An 18847-nucleotide genomic window follows, 5' to 3' on the forward strand; every position below is an offset into this window, starting at 1 on the left:
ATTCGTTCTTTGCGAAGCGCTATTCCCTACTATTTGAATCATCTGGGACACTATTCCATTTCAGCTTAGTCAGAACAATATTGTTTATCGAAACCCCTTCAACTTTGTTTTTCTGATAGATGCGTTGCACCTGCAGCAGCGCTGTTGTGTCTACCGGGGGGGCGGGGCCGCTCTAACACGTACCGCACAGACATAGAAGCTGTACTTGTTTTTGCAATTAATCGAAAATGGCCTGCAGTCGTGTCTGCGAAGTTGCGATATGGGTAATCTAGGTATCCGTTCTTTAGTGAATAGCGTTGAAGAAAATGGCGAATTCCGATGTAGCATTTTTTGGTAAAGAGCAAGACTAGTGCGAAGTGGAAGGCTGACTTATCATTCTCTAGTTAGCAAAACCAGACCGAGAGATTGATCAATGGCACGCATGATCCCCTCCACGGGGCCGCAAGACACCGATAGCTATGGTGAGAAAAGGATCTATGACTTGCTAAGGCAAGGCCTGTCCGATGATTTTACGGTGATCCACAGCCTTCCATGGCTCGCACAAGGCATCAAAGAAATCGACCCCGGCTATCCGCCGACCGGAGAGATTGATTTTCTAATCATACATCGCAGCTTGGGTGTCTTAGCACTGGAGGTAAAAAGCGGCAAACAGCGTGTCAAGGATGGCCTCTTCATCTACGTAAAGACAGGAGGCATCGGAAATCACGTCGCACAGACTCGCAAGAATGCTCATGGCCTAGCTCGGTGGCTTGGAATCGATCCAAGTTTACGCTGGCGCATGGGCTATGGCCTGATATTTCCGGACAGCGTATTTGGCGACAGCGTGATTAGTCCGGGACTTGTCGATACGACTGTAAGTCCAGCACAAGCATTGTTCATCGATCGAATGCACTTGGAGGAGTCGGTGCTGGCGGACCGCGTCTGCGGACTCATGACGTACTGGAAACAAACTCTTGGTAATCTGGAGCTAGGTCGTCAGCGAATGAACCGTTTAGTCGAAGTCCTCTGCCCGACTTTCGACGGCACTCCCTCCTGGGGTAAGCGTGTAGAGTATGACAACCGCATTTGGCTGCGCCTCACTCACGAACAAGCTTCTGTCGTACAGACGGCCATGGTCCAAGCCCGCATGGTCATTACCGGGTGGCCCGGAACAGGCAAAACGCTGATCGCGGTTGAGATTGCACGACGCATGATTCGACAGGGCAAGCGAGTATTAATGCTGACATTCAATGCCCTATTGGTTGAGCATCTTCGCAAGGAGATCGACTCTGCAACGATGGCGAAGGTGGCAACTTGGCATGGGTTTTGTTCTGATTATGCAAGGAAAGGTCCGGGCCAAATCGACGGCAGCTCGGACTGGCTTGAGCGGGGGTGCTTCGAGGATCTACAAAAAGCTCAGGAGAATGGACAGGTCCCAGATTTTGACGTGTTAGTTCTTGATGAGGCCCAGGCTCTCCGTCATGAGTGGTGCACATGGCTCGCGGAACATTTCATTAATCAGCCCATCGTTGTCTTTTGCGATGAAACACAACGATTCTCTTTTGAGAAGGACCGTATTTCCACTCAAGCTCTCTGCGAGGTATTCAGGATTGAGTGCCCATACGTTCTTACGATCCCATTACGATCGCCTCGTAGTGTATTCGAGCGTCTGCAGAAAGTGCGGTTGCCTTCTCATCAGATGGTTTGTCCTCGGGATTTAGAGACCGATACGCTACAGGAGCTTGTTGTCGGTAAAGTCAGTTCCTCAGTTGATGACGTTATCGAAGACTTAATGTCGCGTGGGATCAACCAAACAGACATCGTGGTGTTATCTCGCTTTGGATGGATACGTAATCGGCTAAGCGTTGGGCGGTATGAAACAGTAGCCCGGTTTCGCGGCATGGAAGCTCCCGTCATTATTATCGCTGGAGCGGACGATATGGATGATGTTGAACTGTTCTGTGCTTACTCTCGCGCCACGACTGTCTGTATTGCCTTGTATGAGGCGGAATCGTTGGGTTGCAAATTAGCATATGGGAAATTCCAAAGTCTCGTCCTTGATGATGCAGGGAATGCAGACATCGTCGCTACCGCAAAAGAGGAGGGCTTTACCGGGTCAATATTAGACCGCTACGTCGAGTCTTCTGCCGTTGGACTAACCTCGGTAGCGTTAGCTTGGTGCGAAGATTGGAAGTGTTGGTTTGTAAATAGATATGATGATGCGGAAGCTGCAGACCTTTGGATCGACTATCTGCTGGCGTATCATTCCTGGCCTGTTTATTCATGGACATCAACAAGCCGACGTAAAATCAAGCGTGAAGATCCGATGGAACAGGCGGCGCTGGAAAGTCCTCGAACAGAAACATATGAGCTTGCTTGGTGCAATGTGTGTAAGACTGTTACTCCGCAGTTGGACCGAATCGGTAAAGCACTGGTCTGCCAATGCTGTGAAAGCGTACCCAAAGCCACAACCGCGCTCCCGGAAGATATCTTCACGACCTTGCGCGGATTTGATTTTATCATTACCTCGTCTGACCCAGGGTCCATACCTCGTAAGATCCGAGAGCAGCTTCCTTTACCCTTAGCTGCGTTAGGGGCGCGACTTTACGCAAGTGCCAAGCTGGACTATATACCGCCAAGGATGCGCCAACTTCCAGGTTCGAGTGTGCTCCACCGACTTGCGAGCGCATTTATTTATTCTAGGATCGGTCTCAGACCAGTCGGTGCAGAAATCTTGCGTGATACTCTAGCCAGAGACACGGGCCGTTATGTATTCCCGATAGGTCTTTCGCAAGATGAGTGGCGCCAAGCGATTGCACGCTGTCTCGGACAGAGCGCCAAGGCGGGTCTTCTTAAAAAGCAGAGAGATGGAGTTTTTTATGTAACCGAGTCGGAAAAGGAGGCGGCCAGCTAGTAGAGATAGTCTAATCAGCTAACATGGTCCATGTGCTTACCGATGTTTCAAGATGCCGCTATTTATGCGCTGACAGGGAAGTAGACGATTTCCTTAAAAATGTCTCTCCGCATCTCGTGTCGCTAGGGCGAATAGAGAGACTAGTGGCCGTGGAGCCGCTACAAATAAGTCAACTCGAACTGTCTATCATCGGGGTACCGCTCTGCGTTCCGACGGGTCACTAATTGGAATTTTGATGCTAAAAGTGTTGGAAAATACTGGAATGCCTTCGCGGGAGTAGTGTCGGGCGACACTTAGAACTTTAATTTCTACATCATGAGCATCCGCAACAATTTTCGCAATATATAAGCCTACTCCTAACCCTTCATGATGCATTTTTTTAGACCATGCACCACGATATCCATTCTCAAAAATCCTCGACTTCTCCTCATCGGTGATTGGTGGGCCTGAGGACTCGACCGACATCTCTACGTCTCGAAAATTGTTTGTAAATGAAATCGTTATTTCGCTATCAAACGAATATTTTATTGCATTCTGGACGAAGCAGAAAGGAATTATTTTGAATGATTCGAAAATGTCAATATTTTTCCGCAATTCTCCGTTGATGACGATTTTCTTATTCAAAGCTGCGCCTTCCGCCTCCATCAAAATGATACGTATTTTGTCAACCAATTTATATAAATCGACAGAACGTTTTCGACCATACCCAGCGGAAGATGGATTGAAGAAGATCCCAAGGTGATCGAATGCATCTACTAACATCTCGCTTGCTTTGAAGAGCGAGCGCATATCTCGGCTAGCTGCCTGGAAGTTGGCAGCAAAGTCCGCGTTTTTATCCTTAACCAACATTCTTTGCGCAATCGAATGCACCTGGCTAGCCCAGCGGTTGATTTCATGTAGCGAACCCAATTCAGCAACAGCGGTTTTAGATTTTTTCAACACGTTCGTTAGCTTTGCCAAGTTCGATGCCCATGACTCGACTTTGGCATCAGAGGATGCGCGATTTACAAGCTTCGCCCTGTCATCCTTGCTAATTTTCGAGCCAGAATCGACGTATCCACATATAAGGGCGTGCTCGTCGCCCAGCTTTACCCATTTGTATGCTAGTCCATGTCGGCAGTAATATTTCCCGGCTCCCTTAAAGCACGCTTCCGTGCAAACCGGAGAAAAATCAAATCTCGAGCCTCGCCACTTGAAACCACTCACGAGCAAGGGAAAGGGCGTGTGGAGCGCACCACTCAAAAGAATGTCTTTAAGGGCCATATGCACCTTTTACCCGTTGCACCTTAGAAATTACCAAGGACGTGTCAATGTGCCGATGGCTATTTAAGAGATCGGCCCGCAGCGCGTCCAAAGTAATCTTTCCATCAAGATACGAAAACACTAGCGCATTGATCTTATTTTTTTCTCGGTCATTCTTACTTTTTCCAAGAATTTCGCTATCGATGGTATCGGCCGCCCGGAACGGCGACATCTTTTCCTTAACCAATTCCAACACTACTTCTTCGCACTTCATTTCCGTCAGAGGTTTTTTCAGGACGTCATCCGCGATCTCAAAATAATTCGAAGCCGTCGGATCGAAGCGCGCGCCTGATACTGCCACCACAATCGGTGCGTCAGGCAATCCTTTAATCTTTTTGATGAGTTGTAGGCCTCCATACTTTGGATCTTCTTTAACTACACCCATCATGTCGAGGAAGATTAGGTCGTAGCCGATTAGCCTGGACGCTTCAGACAGTGAAATTTTGTCAAAGACGGTAACTTGCCCAAAAGTGTTACGCAGATAGTCCAAGGGGAAGTCGTCGGGGTTGTCGTCGATGACTACGATCTTCACACTTTTATTTTCGAAAATGTAATTTGGCGAGTTTATCGCCATATAGTCTTTAACCCCTACAGGCTTCCGACGGCCAAACCACGCCACAATTTTCTCCTGTTTCTTATATATCCAAAAACCAGCCCCAAATAGAGGCATAAAAGCCATAATATTTGCAGCCCAACTTAAGCTCTCAAAATAGGTCTTAATGTCTTGAAAAGTTTGCATCTATTATTAATTTCGAATGGTACGTCAAGCTATGATACGGCTGCGTTCTCGCCAACGTAAAAAGACTCTGAAATTTCCGCGTATGCCTGTTTGCAGGCCCCAACTCATCTACCGAATTATTGAAATTTTGCCATTTCGATTCGCTAATCGACGAATGGGTGCTAACCTCGGCACAATAATCACTACATATAGTTCTTAACACCGGCTAAGACATTTTAGTGACGTTGCTCGAGATCGTTCGAATAAATATCCAAGTTATCTCATCCATTTCCTGGAGACCTTTCAAATCTACTGGCAAAAGCCAGTTGTCGAGCCGGCGTCGTGATATAACAATCTGATTCGCGAACTCGTCTAGCATTTTATCGACCGAAGCATAGGGCTGCTTAGGAACTCCTGCTGAGAGATCGGTTTGCTTGCCAACCAATGCGTTGTCATATTCACTCAACGAGCATCATATCATTCGGATGCGCAGGGCGCCGAAAATTTGTTCGTATTATGCAAGCTGGGGCGCATGTCACTTCAGGTCGGTTTGTGTGTGAAGAAGCTTATGGGTTCCATGTCCAGTCTCCGCCGGCTGAGCCGCGACTTTACTACACGTCGCAACCGCCTCACTACACTTTAGATATAACGCGATATACTCATCATCCGTTAGCGGCGGCCTATTTTTGCGTTCTCTCATTCGCAGCCTGCAGCACGCGCAATATGTTGCCACTCCAAATTTTGGCTATGTCCGATTCAGATAGACCGGCGCGGCGCAGTCTAGCAGTGACGCGCGGCAACTGGCTAACTTCTTGTAATCCTTGGAAACCGCCACCGCCGTCGAAATCGGCGCCCATGCAGACGTGGTCAACACCAGCGATCTTGATCAGACGTAAGAGGGCCTTCATATATTGGTCGAAGTTGGTTTCCCACAGCGGAGCGCTTGCATCGAGTGCTCGCCACTCTTTGCTTAAAGCTACTTGCTCGGCAGGGGACATTTCCTCCAGTTTTTCCATCTGGTCGAACAAGACTGTCCGCCTTGGGCCAAGTCGTAGTTTGCTAAGATAGATGGTTGAGGCGCAGATCGCGCCACCAGCGTCCGCCACTCTTCTGATGCGCTCATCGTCTAGGTTACGCGGATGATCATAGCTGCTTCTAGCGTTCGAATGCGACAAGAGCAAGGGAGCTGAAGATAACGCTAGCATTTGGTCTACTGCGGCATCGCTTGCATGGCTAGCGTCTATGACCATGCCAAGTCGGTTCATTTCTGCTACCCAACGCTGACCTAGCGGACTTAATCCATTCCAGACAGGAGCATCGGTGGATGAATCTGCTAGTTGATTATTTTTGCTATGAACGATGCCGGCCAGGCGTACCCCATGTCGATGGAAGTCAGTCAAGCCATTTAAATCATCTCCCAGAGGATAGCTATTTTCAATGCTCTTGAACGCCACAAGCTTGCCAGCAGCGTTGAGCTGACGGGCTTCTTGAATATTTGTTGCAATGCCTATCCTATTCTGATAGCGCGCCAGGGTACGGTCGATTGAACTCGAGCGCGACAGTGCGTGCGCGCGTGCCGAAGCGTACCCCTCTTGTGTCAGCGGGCCCTGCTCAGTAAAGATCACAAAGAAACCGCCGTCTAGGCTACCTTCAGCCATGCGTCCTAGATCCAGCTGAGCAAGCTCGTGTGTGGGGTTGTGGCGCGCTCCGAAATCCCATCCAGGGCGGCCGAAGTGAATTGGAGTGTCGAGGTGTGCGTCAAGGGTAAAAAGACGGCGATGGAGTGCCAGATCCTCGTCGCCGCTATTTGTACTGCTTGCGCATCCTGTGATCATAAGCGAAGAGGTCAGGATAGCACATGAGACATACCGTAATGCTTTCATTTGCTTTTCTTGATAGGGGTGAATTCCAAATCAGCGTAATCCCAGCTAAAATCGGCGATTGGTGAAACCGGCTTTAGAGTAATTCGGTCAACCTTACCGTCTTTGTCAAAGCCGAAGCTGAGATATGCTGGTTCAAGAGCAGGATCATCGAAATGAGTTATCCATGTGCTGTATTCCCAATGATCGAGCTTTCCAGCCATGCGTGGAGTGGACTTGAAATCGATTCGTAGTCCTTGTGAAGCGGACGTGATTTCGATGTTGCCGTACCATGGATCAGCGTAAGTTCCTACTAAGTTATTGGCCGGTACTAGTGCGCCTGTAGGGGTGGAAGCGTTATGCCTTGCCTTTAGTGCCGCGTGAGCCTTCTGAACCTCTGTTTTTTTGTGCGTCTCGAAACGTGCAGGCCAATCTCGGCGACGCGCCCCAAGGTAATGATCGGCCAGTTCGTATAACAGTCCTCGCACTAATTCTCCGTCTTCACTGTTGATGCTTATCGCAAAGCCGACCTTGTTGTCGGGCAGAATAACAACGGCAGTCTTGAACCCGAACACCGCTCCACCATGCCAGATCATGCGTGCGCCGCGGTAGTCAACGACGTTCCACCCTAGTCCATACGCAGAAAATTTTGGTTGAGTCTCATTTAAATCAGATGGAACCGCCGGAATAGGGATGGCTGTAGTTGGGGTCCACATCTCAGCGTGGGTAGCGGCACTGAAAATGCGCTTCCCGTCGATCGTAGAGCCCGCACCCAGTTGAACCTGCAGCCAACGCGCCAAGTCGTTCGCACTGCTGGCGATGCCGCCTGCTGGGGCTGCGTTCCGCCCAAGGTCGTCGCGCTCATCAAGCCCAACCTGCACGCCAGCGCCACGTATTCCTCCACGGTCTCCGCCGCCCATGCGGGCATGGGGGAAAGCGCGGTTGGCAGTAGCGAAATTGTCCGCATTGTCAGTGGTCGAAACTATCATTCCTGCTGGTTGTAATACCTTCGCACGGACGTAGTCCTCCCAACGCTGGCCACTGACGTTTTCAAGCAGTTGACCAGCAACTACATACATCAGATTGGAGTAGCCGTAGCTGCTGCGGAAGCTAGTTGCTGGCTTTAAGTAGCGGATTCGGCGCACGGTTTCTGGCCGCGATACATTTGAGCGTGGTACGAAAAGCAGGTCACCGGCGCCTAGGCCTAAGCCACTACGGTGAGACAGCAAATCACGGATGGTTATCTCTCTCGTTACCCATGAGTCGTACATCTGAAATCCAGGCAGGTGCTCGGTTACACGATCGTCCCAATGTAGCTTCCTTTCGTCGACAAGCGTGGCAAGGGCCGCAACGGTGATCGCTTTGGTAGTTGAACCTATAGGGAACAACGTATCGGCGTCGACTAAGGCCGTCTCGCCAAGTCTACGTACGCCGAAGCCGCGCGCGAACGTGGTTTTCCCATGTTCCACGATCGCTATGGCCATGCCAGGAGTGCCGATCTGCTTGCGCACGCTCTCCGCGCGCTGCGCGAAGCCAACAGGAGGTGCGGCCGTGGTAGAGGAAGACACGACCAACAAGAGGGCAGCGAAGGAGCGAGGTAGGCTAAGTAGATACATACGACCTCCTAGTCAAGCGACACAAGCGTCGAGTAGACGCTCAAAGGACGGTCCTCCACGGAGAGGGTCGCTAACCGGGAAGGGCAGGCGAGCAGCTAGCGCAGTGATTTCAGCGTCCGCTGCTTCTTGCGACATGCCTCCTGTGTTTAGTGCAATGCCAACGCAGCGAATTGCCGGATTAGTAACTCGTCCAAGAACGGTGGTTTGTGCAATGACGGCTTCGAGCGACGGTACTGGAATTGTTGGGAAGCCTAATAGGTGCTGGCGTTGCGGCGCGTGACAGACGATAAACATGTCGGGCTGACTACCGTGTAGTAAGCCAAGTGAGACACCTGCATAGGCAGGGTGAAATAGAGAGCCTTGCCCTTCAATCACGTCGATATGGTCTGGATTGGCTGCTGGACTAAGCAGCTCGGCCGCGCCAGCCACGAAATCCGACACCACTGCATCGATCGGAATCCCGCTGCCCGAAAGCATAATGCCGGTTTGCCCAGTAGCCCGAAATTCCGCGTCGATCCCGCGCTGCTGTAGTCCACGGCTTATCGCCAATGCGGCGTACTTTTTGCCAAGCGCGCAGTCCGTGCCGACGGTAAGTATCCGGCGTCCCGATCGTCGTAGGCCGCTAGCAATCGGGATATCGGAAGGGGGGATGCGTACGTTGATTAAGCGACCTCCAGTACGCGCGGCAGTGACTACCAATGCTCCTATGTCGCTCAAGGACACGTGCATCCCAGAGACAATATCCAATCCCGCCTCAAGAGCTGCTACCAAAGCAGGTACCCAGTGGATGGGAATGCCGCCGCCTGGTGCCGCCACGCCAATTACCAGCGCCGTGGCCCCACGTGCGGCGGCTTCCTCCGGCGATAGCGTCGACAGGCCCGTGCTAACTGTTGCCCCTTCAAGACGTAATTCGCCTAAGCAGCGGTCAGTGGCCCAGTCGCGGAGGCCAAAGGCTGTTTTGGCGTAACCTGGTTCAGTGACATCTCCTAGAAACAGCAAGTAACGGGCGGCTTCAAGGTGCATGTTTCGCTGTTGGTTGCTCATCAATACTCCCTGGTAATCGTGAAGCCTATCGTTCGCGGTATGATCACGCCAGTGTTGACCGCACCGCCAGGTGCAATAAAATTGCCATTCGCGGTTCGTGCGGAAGTCGAGATCTTGCCATCGCCATTTCCTAGGTTTTTCCCAAACACTTCGACCGTCCACGCACCAACTTCCACACCTGCATGAGCGTCGACCACATTGTAGGAGGGAATCTCTCGCTGACGTCCATTTGTACTTCGATAGTCGGCGTCAAATGCGCCATGCTGTCCTGATACTCGCCTAAGTGAAGCCCCTGCGAATGCCGGCGTTGTGTCTCCAATGGCCCAACGGTAGTCTGCCATTAGTGATGCCGTGTATTTTGGCGAGAAGGGGAGGCGGTCGCCTTTTACGCCGCCCACTACAAGTGGAGTATTGCCGTCAAGTCGCGCCTTGTTCCATGCACCGTTGGCCGACAATCGCAGACCCCGCAATGGCCGATAGCCAGCCGTGATTTCCAAGCCATCCGCAGTCGCGCCTGTGCCATTAGTATTTACTCCAAAGCCGTTAACCACGGCCAGCAACTGAATGTCTTTCCACTTGATATGGTAGGCCGATAGATCGACTGACAAACTGCCGTCGGCACTCTGAGTCTTGAGGCCTGCCTCGTAGCTCATTACGCTATCTGAAGCATAGGTTGCTGGAGTGCCTACTGGCGCGCTTGGCGGCAGTACATTGGGGCCACCAGGACGGAAGCCTTTGGCGGCGCGTGCATAGACCGCGCTACGAGGACCCAATTTTCGCTTTAGCGCTACCGCGTAGGTAAAAACACCTTCCGAAGAGTCGGCGTTTGAGTCAGCTATACCACCGGCCAGGATACCGTCCGTAAGTTGGCGAGCGTCTTGTTCATTGCGACTGTAGCGGCCACCGACGTCGAGGTCGTAGTCTTGACCAAGATGCAGCGTCGCGTTTCCGAATACCGCGAGCTCCCGGTAAGTCGAGCCAAGGCGCAAATCTGCTAGCAACGGAAGGCTTCCGATGGGCGTTAATGTACCTTGAGCTACTGGATGATAGCGTTGGGTTAGTTCGGCATCTTCGTTGGTGTAGTACAAGCCCGTTAACCAGTCTACAGCCCCGCCGCTATTAGAACTCAGACGTAGCTCTTGCGTAAATTTCTCAAGCTCAAGTTCCTGTCCAAGGAACATGTCGTTTGGAACACCAAACACGTTCTGAACTACACTACTCAAGTTATAGCTTACGTCTTCTCGAGCGTACTGCTTTTGAGTGGCGTAGCTAGTGGAGGAGGTCAGAGTGATTGCACCAAGGTTCCAGTTAGCTGTGCCGTTGGAAACACGATAATGAATGTCGCGCCTACTCGGCACAAACTGTGAAAAACTCGGACGACCGTACAGGGTCTTCAGAGTGTTCGAGTCACTTTCGACCGAAGTCGGACCGTCAGTTGAGATGTTCTGCGCCAGAGTCGACAGGCGCAAGTTAAAATCAGCACTTGGCTTATACAAAAGCGAGGCGCGCCCCCCGTAATTTCGAGCCTCGTTAATATTTGACGCACGGTCCGATCCCTCGGTCCCGATCGAGTCGATGAAGCCCGGCTGCCTCAGGTAGGATCCAGAGATCCGTAAGGCCAAGGTGTCGCTAACTGGCGTGTTGACTACCAGGTTTGAGCGCCAGCCAGTGCCGCCACCGTCGACCGTGGCCGCGCCCACACGAGCGCGCAGGGAGAACTCGCTCAGCTCTGGTGCGTTGGTCACGAATTTTACAAGGCCACCTAGCGAGCTAGCACCATACAGTGCTCCTTGTGGTCCACGTAAGACTTCGATGCGGGCCAGGTCGAAGGTGTCGAAGTCGCCTGCTAGTGTAGCGCCATTAGCCAAGCCGCTACTGGAGCCGAATGGGGTCTCGTCGAGGTAAACCGCTACCGTCGAGGCCACTCCGCCGGTGTCTAGCCCGCGTAATACCAGACGTCCTTCTCCTGGCGTGCTTTGGACTATGTTTAGACTTGGAACCAGCTTGAGGTAGTCGGCAAAGCCTGTGGTCTGTTGTTTTTCCAGGACGTCACCTCCAACTACCGACATCGATTGGGGCACATCGACTGCTGTCTGGGCACGTTTCTGCGCGGTGACGACCACCTGCTGCACATCTTCGCGCGTGGTTTCCTGCCCGCTTGCCCACGCGGCGGATACCGCCAGAGCCATTGTGCTCATCGCGATCGAAGTAATGCTGATCCGAGTGATCGACCTAGGCAGTTGCGTTTTCATTTAAGTCTCCTGTTTGTTGTCGTTGTTCGTGCTTCATGCTTTCGCGTTACTTTGAACACTGGCGGAAAAACGGTCGTGGTGCATTTTGCTGTTGAGGCGCCAAAGCAGGGCCGCAGCAAGTGCCGCAAGGAGGGCCAGCAACGCAAAAAATGTACTCGGCGCTACGTGGCTCCAGAGGCTGCCTACGATGCCCGCCGAAAGGCTGCCAGCAAAAGTGACTAGAAACCATGCCGCAACCGTGGTGCTGCCAAGGTGACGCGGCGCCAACCTAGCAAACAAGCCCAAGCCTGTCGGGAGGATGAAGAGTTCGCCAAACGTAAGCACCAGGAAGAAAAGCGCTAGCCAGAACCAACTAGTAAGTGCTCCGCTCGCGTTCCAGCTCGACGCAGCAAGCAGTAGGTAAGCGGCGCTGACAATTAGAGCGCCGCAGGCCATGCGTCGCACTGGAGCCTGAGTCTGGCCTGTGGCGGCACGCCGATGCCAGTACGCCAGCAGCGGTGGCGTGATAAGCATCACAAACAGCGGATTAAGTGATTGGAACCAAGTCATCGGGATCGGGAAGTCACCCGCATATCGGTCGACACCGCTGTCCGCCCACAAAGCTACTGTGTTACCGACCTGCTCATATGCGGCCCGAAATACTGTTACTGCGATTCCGATACCGACGAGGACTGTTATCGTTTCGCGCGCCATGCTGCTTGAAAATGGAGCATCCGCGCTCTGTTGACGTGATTGATCAGGTGGCAAGTAACGCTGACCAGCGACGTAAATAACAAGACCCGCCAGCATTCCCATGCCAGCAAGGCCAAAGCCATAATGCCATCCATACAACTCGCCAACGGTACCGCATGCTAGAGGCGCTAAGAAGCCGCCAATATTAATACCTACGTAGTAGACGTTAAAGGCCCAGCTACGGCGAGCATCGCCACATGAGTAGAGGTCACCCACTTGACTGGGTAACGACGGCAGGAAGAGCCCGTTGCCGAGGGCGATTGTGGCTAGCGCGAAGTAGAACCATGCTTCAAAGGCCATCATGAAGTGGCCGATTGCCATGATCGAAGCACCAATGACGATCGCGCGCCGCTTACCTAACCAGCGGTCGGCTAGCACTCCGCCGAGAATCGGCGTGAAATAGGCACATGCCGTATAGGCACCGTAGACGAATGAGGAGTGGGCCTGATCTAGGAGTAACTGCTTCGTCATGTAATACACGAGTAGGGCCCGCATACCGTAGTACGAAAACTGTTCCCACATATTTGTCAGAAACAGCACGGTAAGGCCGCGTGGATGCCCAAACCAGGTAGCGCGCGCTTTCATGTGGAAGCTCCACCCCAAACTTCAGCTCCCGCCCAAATCTTGCCGCCAGAGTAAGCGACACCGGGATGGCGATCGCGAGCGAGAAATATTGGGCCATCAAGATCGACTACATCGCATTCCTGACCTAGCACGAAGCTCGGGGCCATGGCCAAACTCGAGCCTCCCATGTTTCCGACCATGACTTGTAAACCGAGGCGTCGTGCCTCCTGCGCCATCATCAGACCCTCGGTCAGCCCGCCACATTTGTCGAGTTTGATGTTTATGACGTCGAATCGGCCTACGGCTCCCTCTACATCATCGAGCGATAGGATACTTTCGTCACCGGCAATCGGAATCGGCGAGCGCAAACCGTCGAGGTCGGCCTCGCGGCCGCGCGCCAGGGGTTGCTCTAGCAAAGCAACCCGCTGTGCCTGCAGGCCGGCGATTAGCGCATCAAGTTCCTTTTCCTGGAAGCCTTGGTTGCCGTCTACTCCGATCCAGACGTCAGGACGTGCGGCGCGTACGGCTTCCACACGGGCAAGGTCGAGGTCTAGTTCGCCAGTTAACTTGATCTTGATGTTGCTGGCTTGGGTGTAACAACGCGCGGTCTCGCCCATGGCGCCCGGTTCGTCCGCACCGATGGTAAAAGTGGTACGTAGCGGCCGTGGCGCACTCTTGCCAGCCAGTCGCCACACCGGGATCCCAATTCGCGCGGCTTCCAGCTCCCATAATGCGCAGTCGACGGCATTTCGAGCGCCTCCTGGCGGCAGCATATGGCGCAGCTCTTCACGACTCGGATACTCGGCGATCAACGTAACGGCGTTGTCCAATACCTTGAGCATAGCGGAAGCATTGTCGCCTAGGTAGTAGACGCCTCCGCCTTCGCCGCGCCCTCGGTACTCACCATCGCTTAAAGTGACCAAAACGACTTCGAAGGCATCGAACACATAGCCAGAGATGCGGAAGGGCTTCTGGAGGGGCAGCTTTTCGGCTTTAACGGTAACTTTAAGGCGTGCCATTAGTAGCTCACCGACATGGAAAACAAGTTGAAAGCTGCTAAAAGGTACGTAAGCAGTAGCGTTGCGGCGAGAAAAAGTACGCTCCAAATCTTGCGCGTATAACCTTGCCCATGCTTAAAAGCAAGCTGCAGGTTACGCGTACTAGCCACCAGCCCTGTGAGGAATGTGATCAAGCCCCCGATTTGCAGAATCCACATCCACGAGTCAAGCACGTCGGTGGCATTATCTAAAGTTGCCTCGAGACTCGCAACGATGCCTCCCCAGCCAGCCAGTACAACGAGGCAGGCAATAGCACTCAACTGAACTGCGAGCGCAACTTTCCGCGCGTGACCTTGCAAGTGGTGCGCTAGCCTGTGGCGCCGTCGAACAATCCAGCCTACAGGCATGCTCAGAGCAGTTAGCAACATCACTACAATACTGGCGCCTCCGATGGGCAGTATCCAGGCGCTGTTCCTTAATGCTGGCACACGATCAAAGACCATGAACGGTGACATGAAGTCCATACTCCAGCGAACCACCCGGTCACCGACAACCTTGGCTGCAATGCGATCTTCGCCATTGCGGTCGCGCCAAATAAAAGGAGCGATTTCCACCCATTCGCGCGGACGCTGATTGGGGCCGAGCAGGGCCGGAATGAGCAATTCACCCTTATCATTGAGTTGGACTTTCACTTGACCAAACAGATTGAACAAAGAGAAGAAGCTGGACTCGGAACGTCGACTGCTTTCCCAAGTTCCGACCATCATTTGAGCGTGCCGCTTTGCTTGTGATTCTTCGACTTGGCCGTCATTTGGCGCGGTATCTGGAAAATACCGATCAGCGAAATCGTGGAAAATTGCATTGCGAAGAGTGTTCGAAGCGTCTTCCCGTCCTCCACTATTTACGGACAGGTAAAGACCTACGCCTTCGTTCATAAAGAGGTGTAGCGCAGTGTGGAATGCTTCGGTGTCGCCAAGGTGAGCGATTACCTTACGGCCATTGACATTTGTGTCGAAAAATCCAAGCTGCATTCGGTTGAGCGGCGGCAGCAGAGAGGCCGGGTTCACTTTCTCTAGCGAACTGTCGTGCATTAGAGCGGTCGTTTCGGTGGATAAGATGCGTCGACCATTGAATTCGCCGCCCTGGAGGTGAGCGATCATGAAATTTGCCATGTCCACGCCACTGGCGGACATGGCTCCTGCTGGCGCTGGGTTGACGATTTCAAAACCTAGGGATGGCTGGCCGGGCTTCGCGTAGCCCTTGGCCATCAAGGGAGCTAACCCGGCAGGCAGCGGTTGGCGGAAGGTTGCAGTGCGCATTTCGAGAGGTGCAAATATGCGCTGCTCGACGTAATCGTCGAAGCTTATGCCAGAAATGCGTTCAACCACGTATCCGGCAAGTGCTGTTGCATAATTTGAGTATGCGGGCGTAGTGCCAGAGTCGAAAATGCGCTCCGGAACGCGCTTCTTCATCAAGCGGCTAAGTGGGATGAAATTCGATTTGTCATAGACAAGAAGGTACTTTGCCGACTCTTCGAAACCTGCTGTATGCATCATCATCTCGCGCATGGTAACGGGCTTGCCGGCACGTGGCGGAATCTTAAAGTCGAGATAGCGGTTTATGTCAGCGTCAAGGTCCAGTCTGCCTTGTTCGACCAATTGCATTACAGCAGTCCACGTGACAAGCTTCGACACCGAGCCTGGACGGAACAAGGTACGTTTGCCGTCTACCGGAAGTGCTTTTTCCACGTCGGCATAACCAAAGCCTCGCACGGTAAGGATTGCACCGTCCTTTACCACAACCACAACAGCCCCAGGTATGTCACTAGTGTTAAGCGCAAAAGGCAAATAGCCGTCCAGCCAAGAGTCAACATCGGCCTTGTCAAGGGGCGATGCCTCCCCTGTCTTACTAGAAAAAGCGGATGTCTGCGTACCTTTGCTTGGTGTGTTGACCGAAGGAGTATCCGTGGCGAGGGTAGGAGGTGGTATGGTGGAAGCTTGGTCTACCTGTGGGCGCCCCATGGCGGTGCCTCCTAGGCATAGTGTAATCAACAACAACGTTTTCAAAATACTCATCGTGTCTCCACCTGTAGATTGCGGTCGATGGGTTGAGCCGATAGAATCAACTCTCGATCCGAACAATTTTCTCTGTTTGGAGAAATATCGTCCTGTTCGGAGAATTTGTCAACGATCATGTATATATCATCTGAAGCCCCAACTTTGGGCGCGTTGCTCCGTGGCTTGCGTAGTCGACAAGGCTGGACTCTAAAAGAAATGAGTGTGAAAAGCGGCATTCCTGTGTCGACGCTGTCAAAGGTCGAGCATGGTCAGCTTACGCTGACCTATGACAAGCTTTATCAACTTAGCCAGAGACTTGGCATGCGCATGTCGGAACTGTTCGCGGAAGAGGAAAGTGACGCCGAGCCTGTCGTGACCGCGAGACGCAGCCTAGGGAATTTGGCTACAGCAGTCCGGGTTGAAACGCCTAACTACGACTACTACTATCTATGTGCCGAGTTGCGCAGGAAGCGCATGATTCCAGTTCTTGCGCGTATTCGTGCAAATACAGTCAAGGAGTTTGGGCAACTCGTGCACCACTCGGGCGAAGAATTCGCCTTTGTACTCAAGGGTTCGGTGGCACTGCATACAGAGTTTTACGATCCAGTTACCCTGCATGCAGGAGAGTCCGTGTACTTTGACTCGAGCATGGGGCACGCCTATCTTGTACCGGAGGGGTGCGAAGAGGCGGAACTCCTGAGTGTCATGGCAGGTGGAAACGAGGAAGAAGTGCAGACTGCACTTGGTTCTCATGCGCGTGAGAAAGCACAGCTATAACTCACATCCTGCGTTGCACGTGTTAGCCATGAGTTCGCTGACTTGCCGTCTAAAGGCCACGTGCCTCCCAAGTACCGAAACGGACCTGTGCCTCCCAAGTACCTCAACGGCTCTAGTTGGCGCTTTGATGGTGATCTCTTACTCAAACGCCAGCATACCTCTACCAGCATTCGGCGGCAGGTGTTTCAGCATGCAACAGAGTTTGGTTGCATACGTCACTGTGCGCGCTCAGCATCAAGTAGTCTGTTAGTTTAGCGTCATTTCCAAATTGACTGGTTTGCAGCTGACAACTGCACTTAGCACCGATGCACCTCTGCGCGCACATACTCGCTTGCTCGATATAGATGTGTTTTGAGACTGAGCTTTCAGAACTAGGAAGCATCAGCCGTCCGGTAAAGCCTCAGACTAGGGGCCATTGTTGTTGGTATGTTCCAACCGCAGCCGGGTAGGAAGGCAAGCCGGAGTTCTTACGAATTCCTTTGTAAAGTAATCATATCTGCAACGTCTAAGCACTCACGTCGCCTTTTAATGATATCGCTACTAAGCTGCCATCCGTAAGCAACCATCATGTCGACGCGCGGACGGTAACGTAGACGCTCTTGCATCTAAACAGACGATCATGTGCTTCTACCACTAGAAGGCACGCTCAACTAGTTGCCCAATGCCAACGAAACGAACAATCCGTCAGTAAATCTGTTGAATTTGAGCAATTTTGCTGGATGCGGGCCATCCATTGCTTTACTATGCCTCATAGTGGCCATGTGGAAATTTAAGTTTCTTAGATAGCATGTGGTCAGTGTTCTGCCACGCTCCGGATACAGTTATGAACATTGATGAAACAACACTTGGAATTGTCCTGGGCTTGGCGTCAATCATGGCAAGCATAATCTTCGCTTTGTTGCACATAGCTGATACAAGAATTCCAGGTATTAGGTATTGGGCAGTATCTGCGTTATTGATCGGTTGTGCACTTGCATTAGATGCCTCTCCATTCGGGACGACGTCGAAAATTGCCGACTTCTTGCTTGATGTTCCTTTAGTCATTGGTCAAGTCTTATTCGCGGCAGGCGTTGCGAATTTTGTACGGCGGAGCTTCGCCCGTTTTTTCTTGCCCTTGATCGTATTAGTCATATTGGCATCTACTTTTGTATTCACATGGGTTTTGCCAAACAATTTAGCGAGAGGAGCAATACTCTCAATTGTTTATGGGGTGGTTTGCGTATGGGCGGCTTGGCTACTGTTTCGTTATCGAGAGCCGCCAGCTCCCTATGCTTATGTAATAGCAGCCATCATTGCCATGGCTCAAGCGGCCGCAGCGCTTGTTCAGGCAATGCTTCTCATCACTATACAAAACAACATAGAGTTTACGTTAGCAAAGGAAATTGCCGGAGCTTTAGCTATTTTTGCAGGTGCTATCTCTAGCGTTGTCCTTGGAAATTGGATCTTATTCCTTTTGATTATGCTTCGTCTAGTTAATGAGGCAAATGCTCGTGCAGAGCGGGATACGCTAACCGGCTTATATAACAGAAGGGGACTTCGCTCTCATATTGATAGGCTTAAGAAACTTGCGACGGCACCGCAAACCATAACAGTCATGCTCTTGGATATCGACTACTTCAAAAAGATAAATGACCAGAATGGTCATGACTTTGGCGACAAGATCCTAATAGTGATGGGGCGCGTCTTACAGGACTTCGCTTGCTCGAACGTTGTTCCATGCCGTTGGGGAGGGGAGGAGTTCTGTATTGTAATTAATGACTTTTCCGAGCAGGCGATTCGGCCCTTAGCCGAAAATATTCGAAGCGAATTCCAGAAGCAGACAAGTGAAGCCTTTTCAAATAAATCTTGGGCCACTACTAGCATTGGCGTGGCTACTTCCAAAATTCAAAAGGATATCGAGTTCTCAAGAATTGTATCGGAAGCTGACGTTCAGTTATATCAAGCAAAGACCTCGGGGAGAAATCGCGTTTGCGGTCCTAAGGGGCCGGCATTCGATTCAATGCATGAATTTACAATATAGATTCGTTCTCTAAAT

12 protein-coding genes are annotated in these 18847 nt (G+C 51.9%); 3 read left to right on the forward strand and 9 right to left on the reverse strand.

Annotation, left to right across the window (positions count from 1 at the left end; all coding sequences use genetic code 11):
* The first annotated feature begins 412 nt into the window (after window positions 1-412).
* Complete coding sequence (locus tag B0920_RS02990) at window positions 413-2893, forward strand: AAA family ATPase (protein ID WP_078031092.1); 2481 nt, start codon at window positions 413-415, stop codon at window positions 2891-2893.
* 186 nt (window positions 2894-3079) lie between these two features.
* Here the strand turns inward: B0920_RS02990 and B0920_RS02995 are convergent, their stop codons facing one another.
* The 9 genes from B0920_RS02995 to B0920_RS03035 form a co-directional block, all read right to left on the reverse strand.
* A complete protein-coding gene (locus tag B0920_RS02995; RefSeq protein WP_078031093.1) occupies window positions 3080-4156 on the reverse strand; it encodes an ATP-binding protein in 1077 nt (358 codons plus the stop codon).
* Entirely contained in the window at window positions 4146-4934 is a 789-nt protein-coding gene (locus tag B0920_RS03000; RefSeq protein WP_143745616.1) for a response regulator, read from the reverse strand. The genes B0920_RS02995 and B0920_RS03000 overlap by 11 nt, the downstream gene beginning before the upstream one ends.
* A 659-nt stretch (window positions 4935-5593) precedes the next feature.
* Complete coding sequence (locus B0920_RS03005) at window positions 5594-6796, reverse strand: dipeptidase (RefSeq protein ID WP_078031095.1); 1203 nt, start codon at window positions 6794-6796, stop codon at window positions 5594-5596.
* Window positions 6793-8388, reverse strand: a complete 1596-nt coding sequence (locus tag B0920_RS03010) for a serine hydrolase (RefSeq protein ID WP_078031096.1) — start codon at window positions 8386-8388, stop codon at window positions 6793-6795. The genes B0920_RS03005 and B0920_RS03010 overlap by 4 nt, the downstream gene beginning before the upstream one ends.
* 12 nt (window positions 8389-8400) lie before the next feature.
* Complete coding sequence (locus B0920_RS03015; RefSeq protein ID WP_078031097.1) at window positions 8401-9432, reverse strand: DUF1611 domain-containing protein; 1032 nt, start codon at window positions 9430-9432, stop codon at window positions 8401-8403.
* Window positions 9432-11684, reverse strand: a complete 2253-nt coding sequence (locus B0920_RS03020; RefSeq protein WP_143745617.1) for a TonB-dependent receptor — start codon at window positions 11682-11684, stop codon at window positions 9432-9434. Before B0920_RS03020 ends, B0920_RS03015 begins: the two co-directional genes overlap by 1 nt.
* A 33-nt stretch (window positions 11685-11717) precedes the next feature.
* Entirely contained in the window at window positions 11718-13001 is a 1284-nt protein-coding gene (locus tag B0920_RS03025) for a peptide MFS transporter (protein WP_078031098.1), read from the reverse strand.
* The gene (locus B0920_RS03030) at window positions 12998-13999 is read right to left on the reverse strand and encodes a dipeptide epimerase (RefSeq protein WP_078031099.1); all 1002 of its coding nucleotides are present in this window, start codon (window positions 13997-13999) and stop codon (window positions 12998-13000) included. The genes B0920_RS03025 and B0920_RS03030 overlap by 4 nt, the downstream gene beginning before the upstream one ends.
* Window positions 13999-16053: a serine hydrolase gene (locus B0920_RS03035; RefSeq protein WP_218669328.1), complete on the reverse strand. Its 2055-nt coding sequence runs from the start codon at window positions 16051-16053 to the stop codon at window positions 13999-14001. The genes B0920_RS03030 and B0920_RS03035 overlap by 1 nt, the downstream gene beginning before the upstream one ends.
* A gap of 105 nt (window positions 16054-16158) precedes the next feature.
* Between B0920_RS03035 and B0920_RS03040 the strand changes: the two genes are divergently transcribed.
* Window positions 16159-16812, forward strand: coding sequence for a helix-turn-helix domain-containing protein (locus B0920_RS03040; protein WP_218669329.1), 654 nt, complete (start codon window positions 16159-16161; stop codon window positions 16810-16812).
* Between the two features lie 823 nt (window positions 16813-17635).
* A complete protein-coding gene (locus B0920_RS03045; protein ID WP_179119074.1) occupies window positions 17636-18832 on the forward strand; it encodes a diguanylate cyclase in 1197 nt (398 codons plus the stop codon).
* The last annotated feature ends 15 nt before the right edge of the window (window positions 18833-18847 follow it).

The sequence above is a fragment of the Massilia sp. KIM genome (assembly GCF_002007115.1).
Taxonomy (GTDB): domain Bacteria; phylum Pseudomonadota; class Gammaproteobacteria; order Burkholderiales; family Burkholderiaceae_D; genus Telluria.

Bases quoted from the DNA above. Each gene is read 5' to 3' on its own strand.
- B0920_RS03010 (WP_078031096.1), bottom strand. From the start codon at position 8,388: ATGTATCTACTTAGCCTACCTCGCTCCTTCGCTGCCCTCTTGTTGGTC.
- B0920_RS03030 (WP_078031099.1), bottom strand. From the start codon at position 13,999: ATGGCACGCCTTAAAGTTACCGTTAAAGCCGAAAAGCTGCCCCTCCAG.
- B0920_RS03035 (WP_218669328.1), bottom strand. From the start codon at position 16,053: ATGAGTATTTTGAAAACGTTGTTGTTGATTACACTATGCCTAGGAGGC.
- B0920_RS03000 (WP_143745616.1), bottom strand. From the start codon at position 4,934: ATGCAAACTTTTCAAGACATTAAGACCTATTTTGAGAGCTTAAGTTGG.
- B0920_RS03015 (WP_078031097.1), bottom strand. From the start codon at position 9,432: ATGAGCAACCAACAGCGAAACATGCACCTTGAAGCCGCCCGTTACTTG.
- B0920_RS03005 (WP_078031095.1), bottom strand. From the start codon at position 6,796: ATGAAAGCATTACGGTATGTCTCATGTGCTATCCTGACCTCTTCGCTT.
- B0920_RS03020 (WP_143745617.1), bottom strand. From the start codon at position 11,684: ATGAAAACGCAACTGCCTAGGTCGATCACTCGGATCAGCATTACTTCG.
- B0920_RS02995 (WP_078031093.1), bottom strand. From the start codon at position 4,156: ATGGCCCTTAAAGACATTCTTTTGAGTGGTGCGCTCCACACGCCCTTT.
- B0920_RS02990 (WP_078031092.1), top strand. From the start codon at position 413: ATGGCACGCATGATCCCCTCCACGGGGCCGCAAGACACCGATAGCTAT.
- B0920_RS03045 (WP_179119074.1), top strand. From the start codon at position 17,636: ATGAACATTGATGAAACAACACTTGGAATTGTCCTGGGCTTGGCGTCA.
- B0920_RS03025 (WP_078031098.1), bottom strand. From the start codon at position 13,001: ATGAAAGCGCGCGCTACCTGGTTTGGGCATCCACGCGGCCTTACCGTG.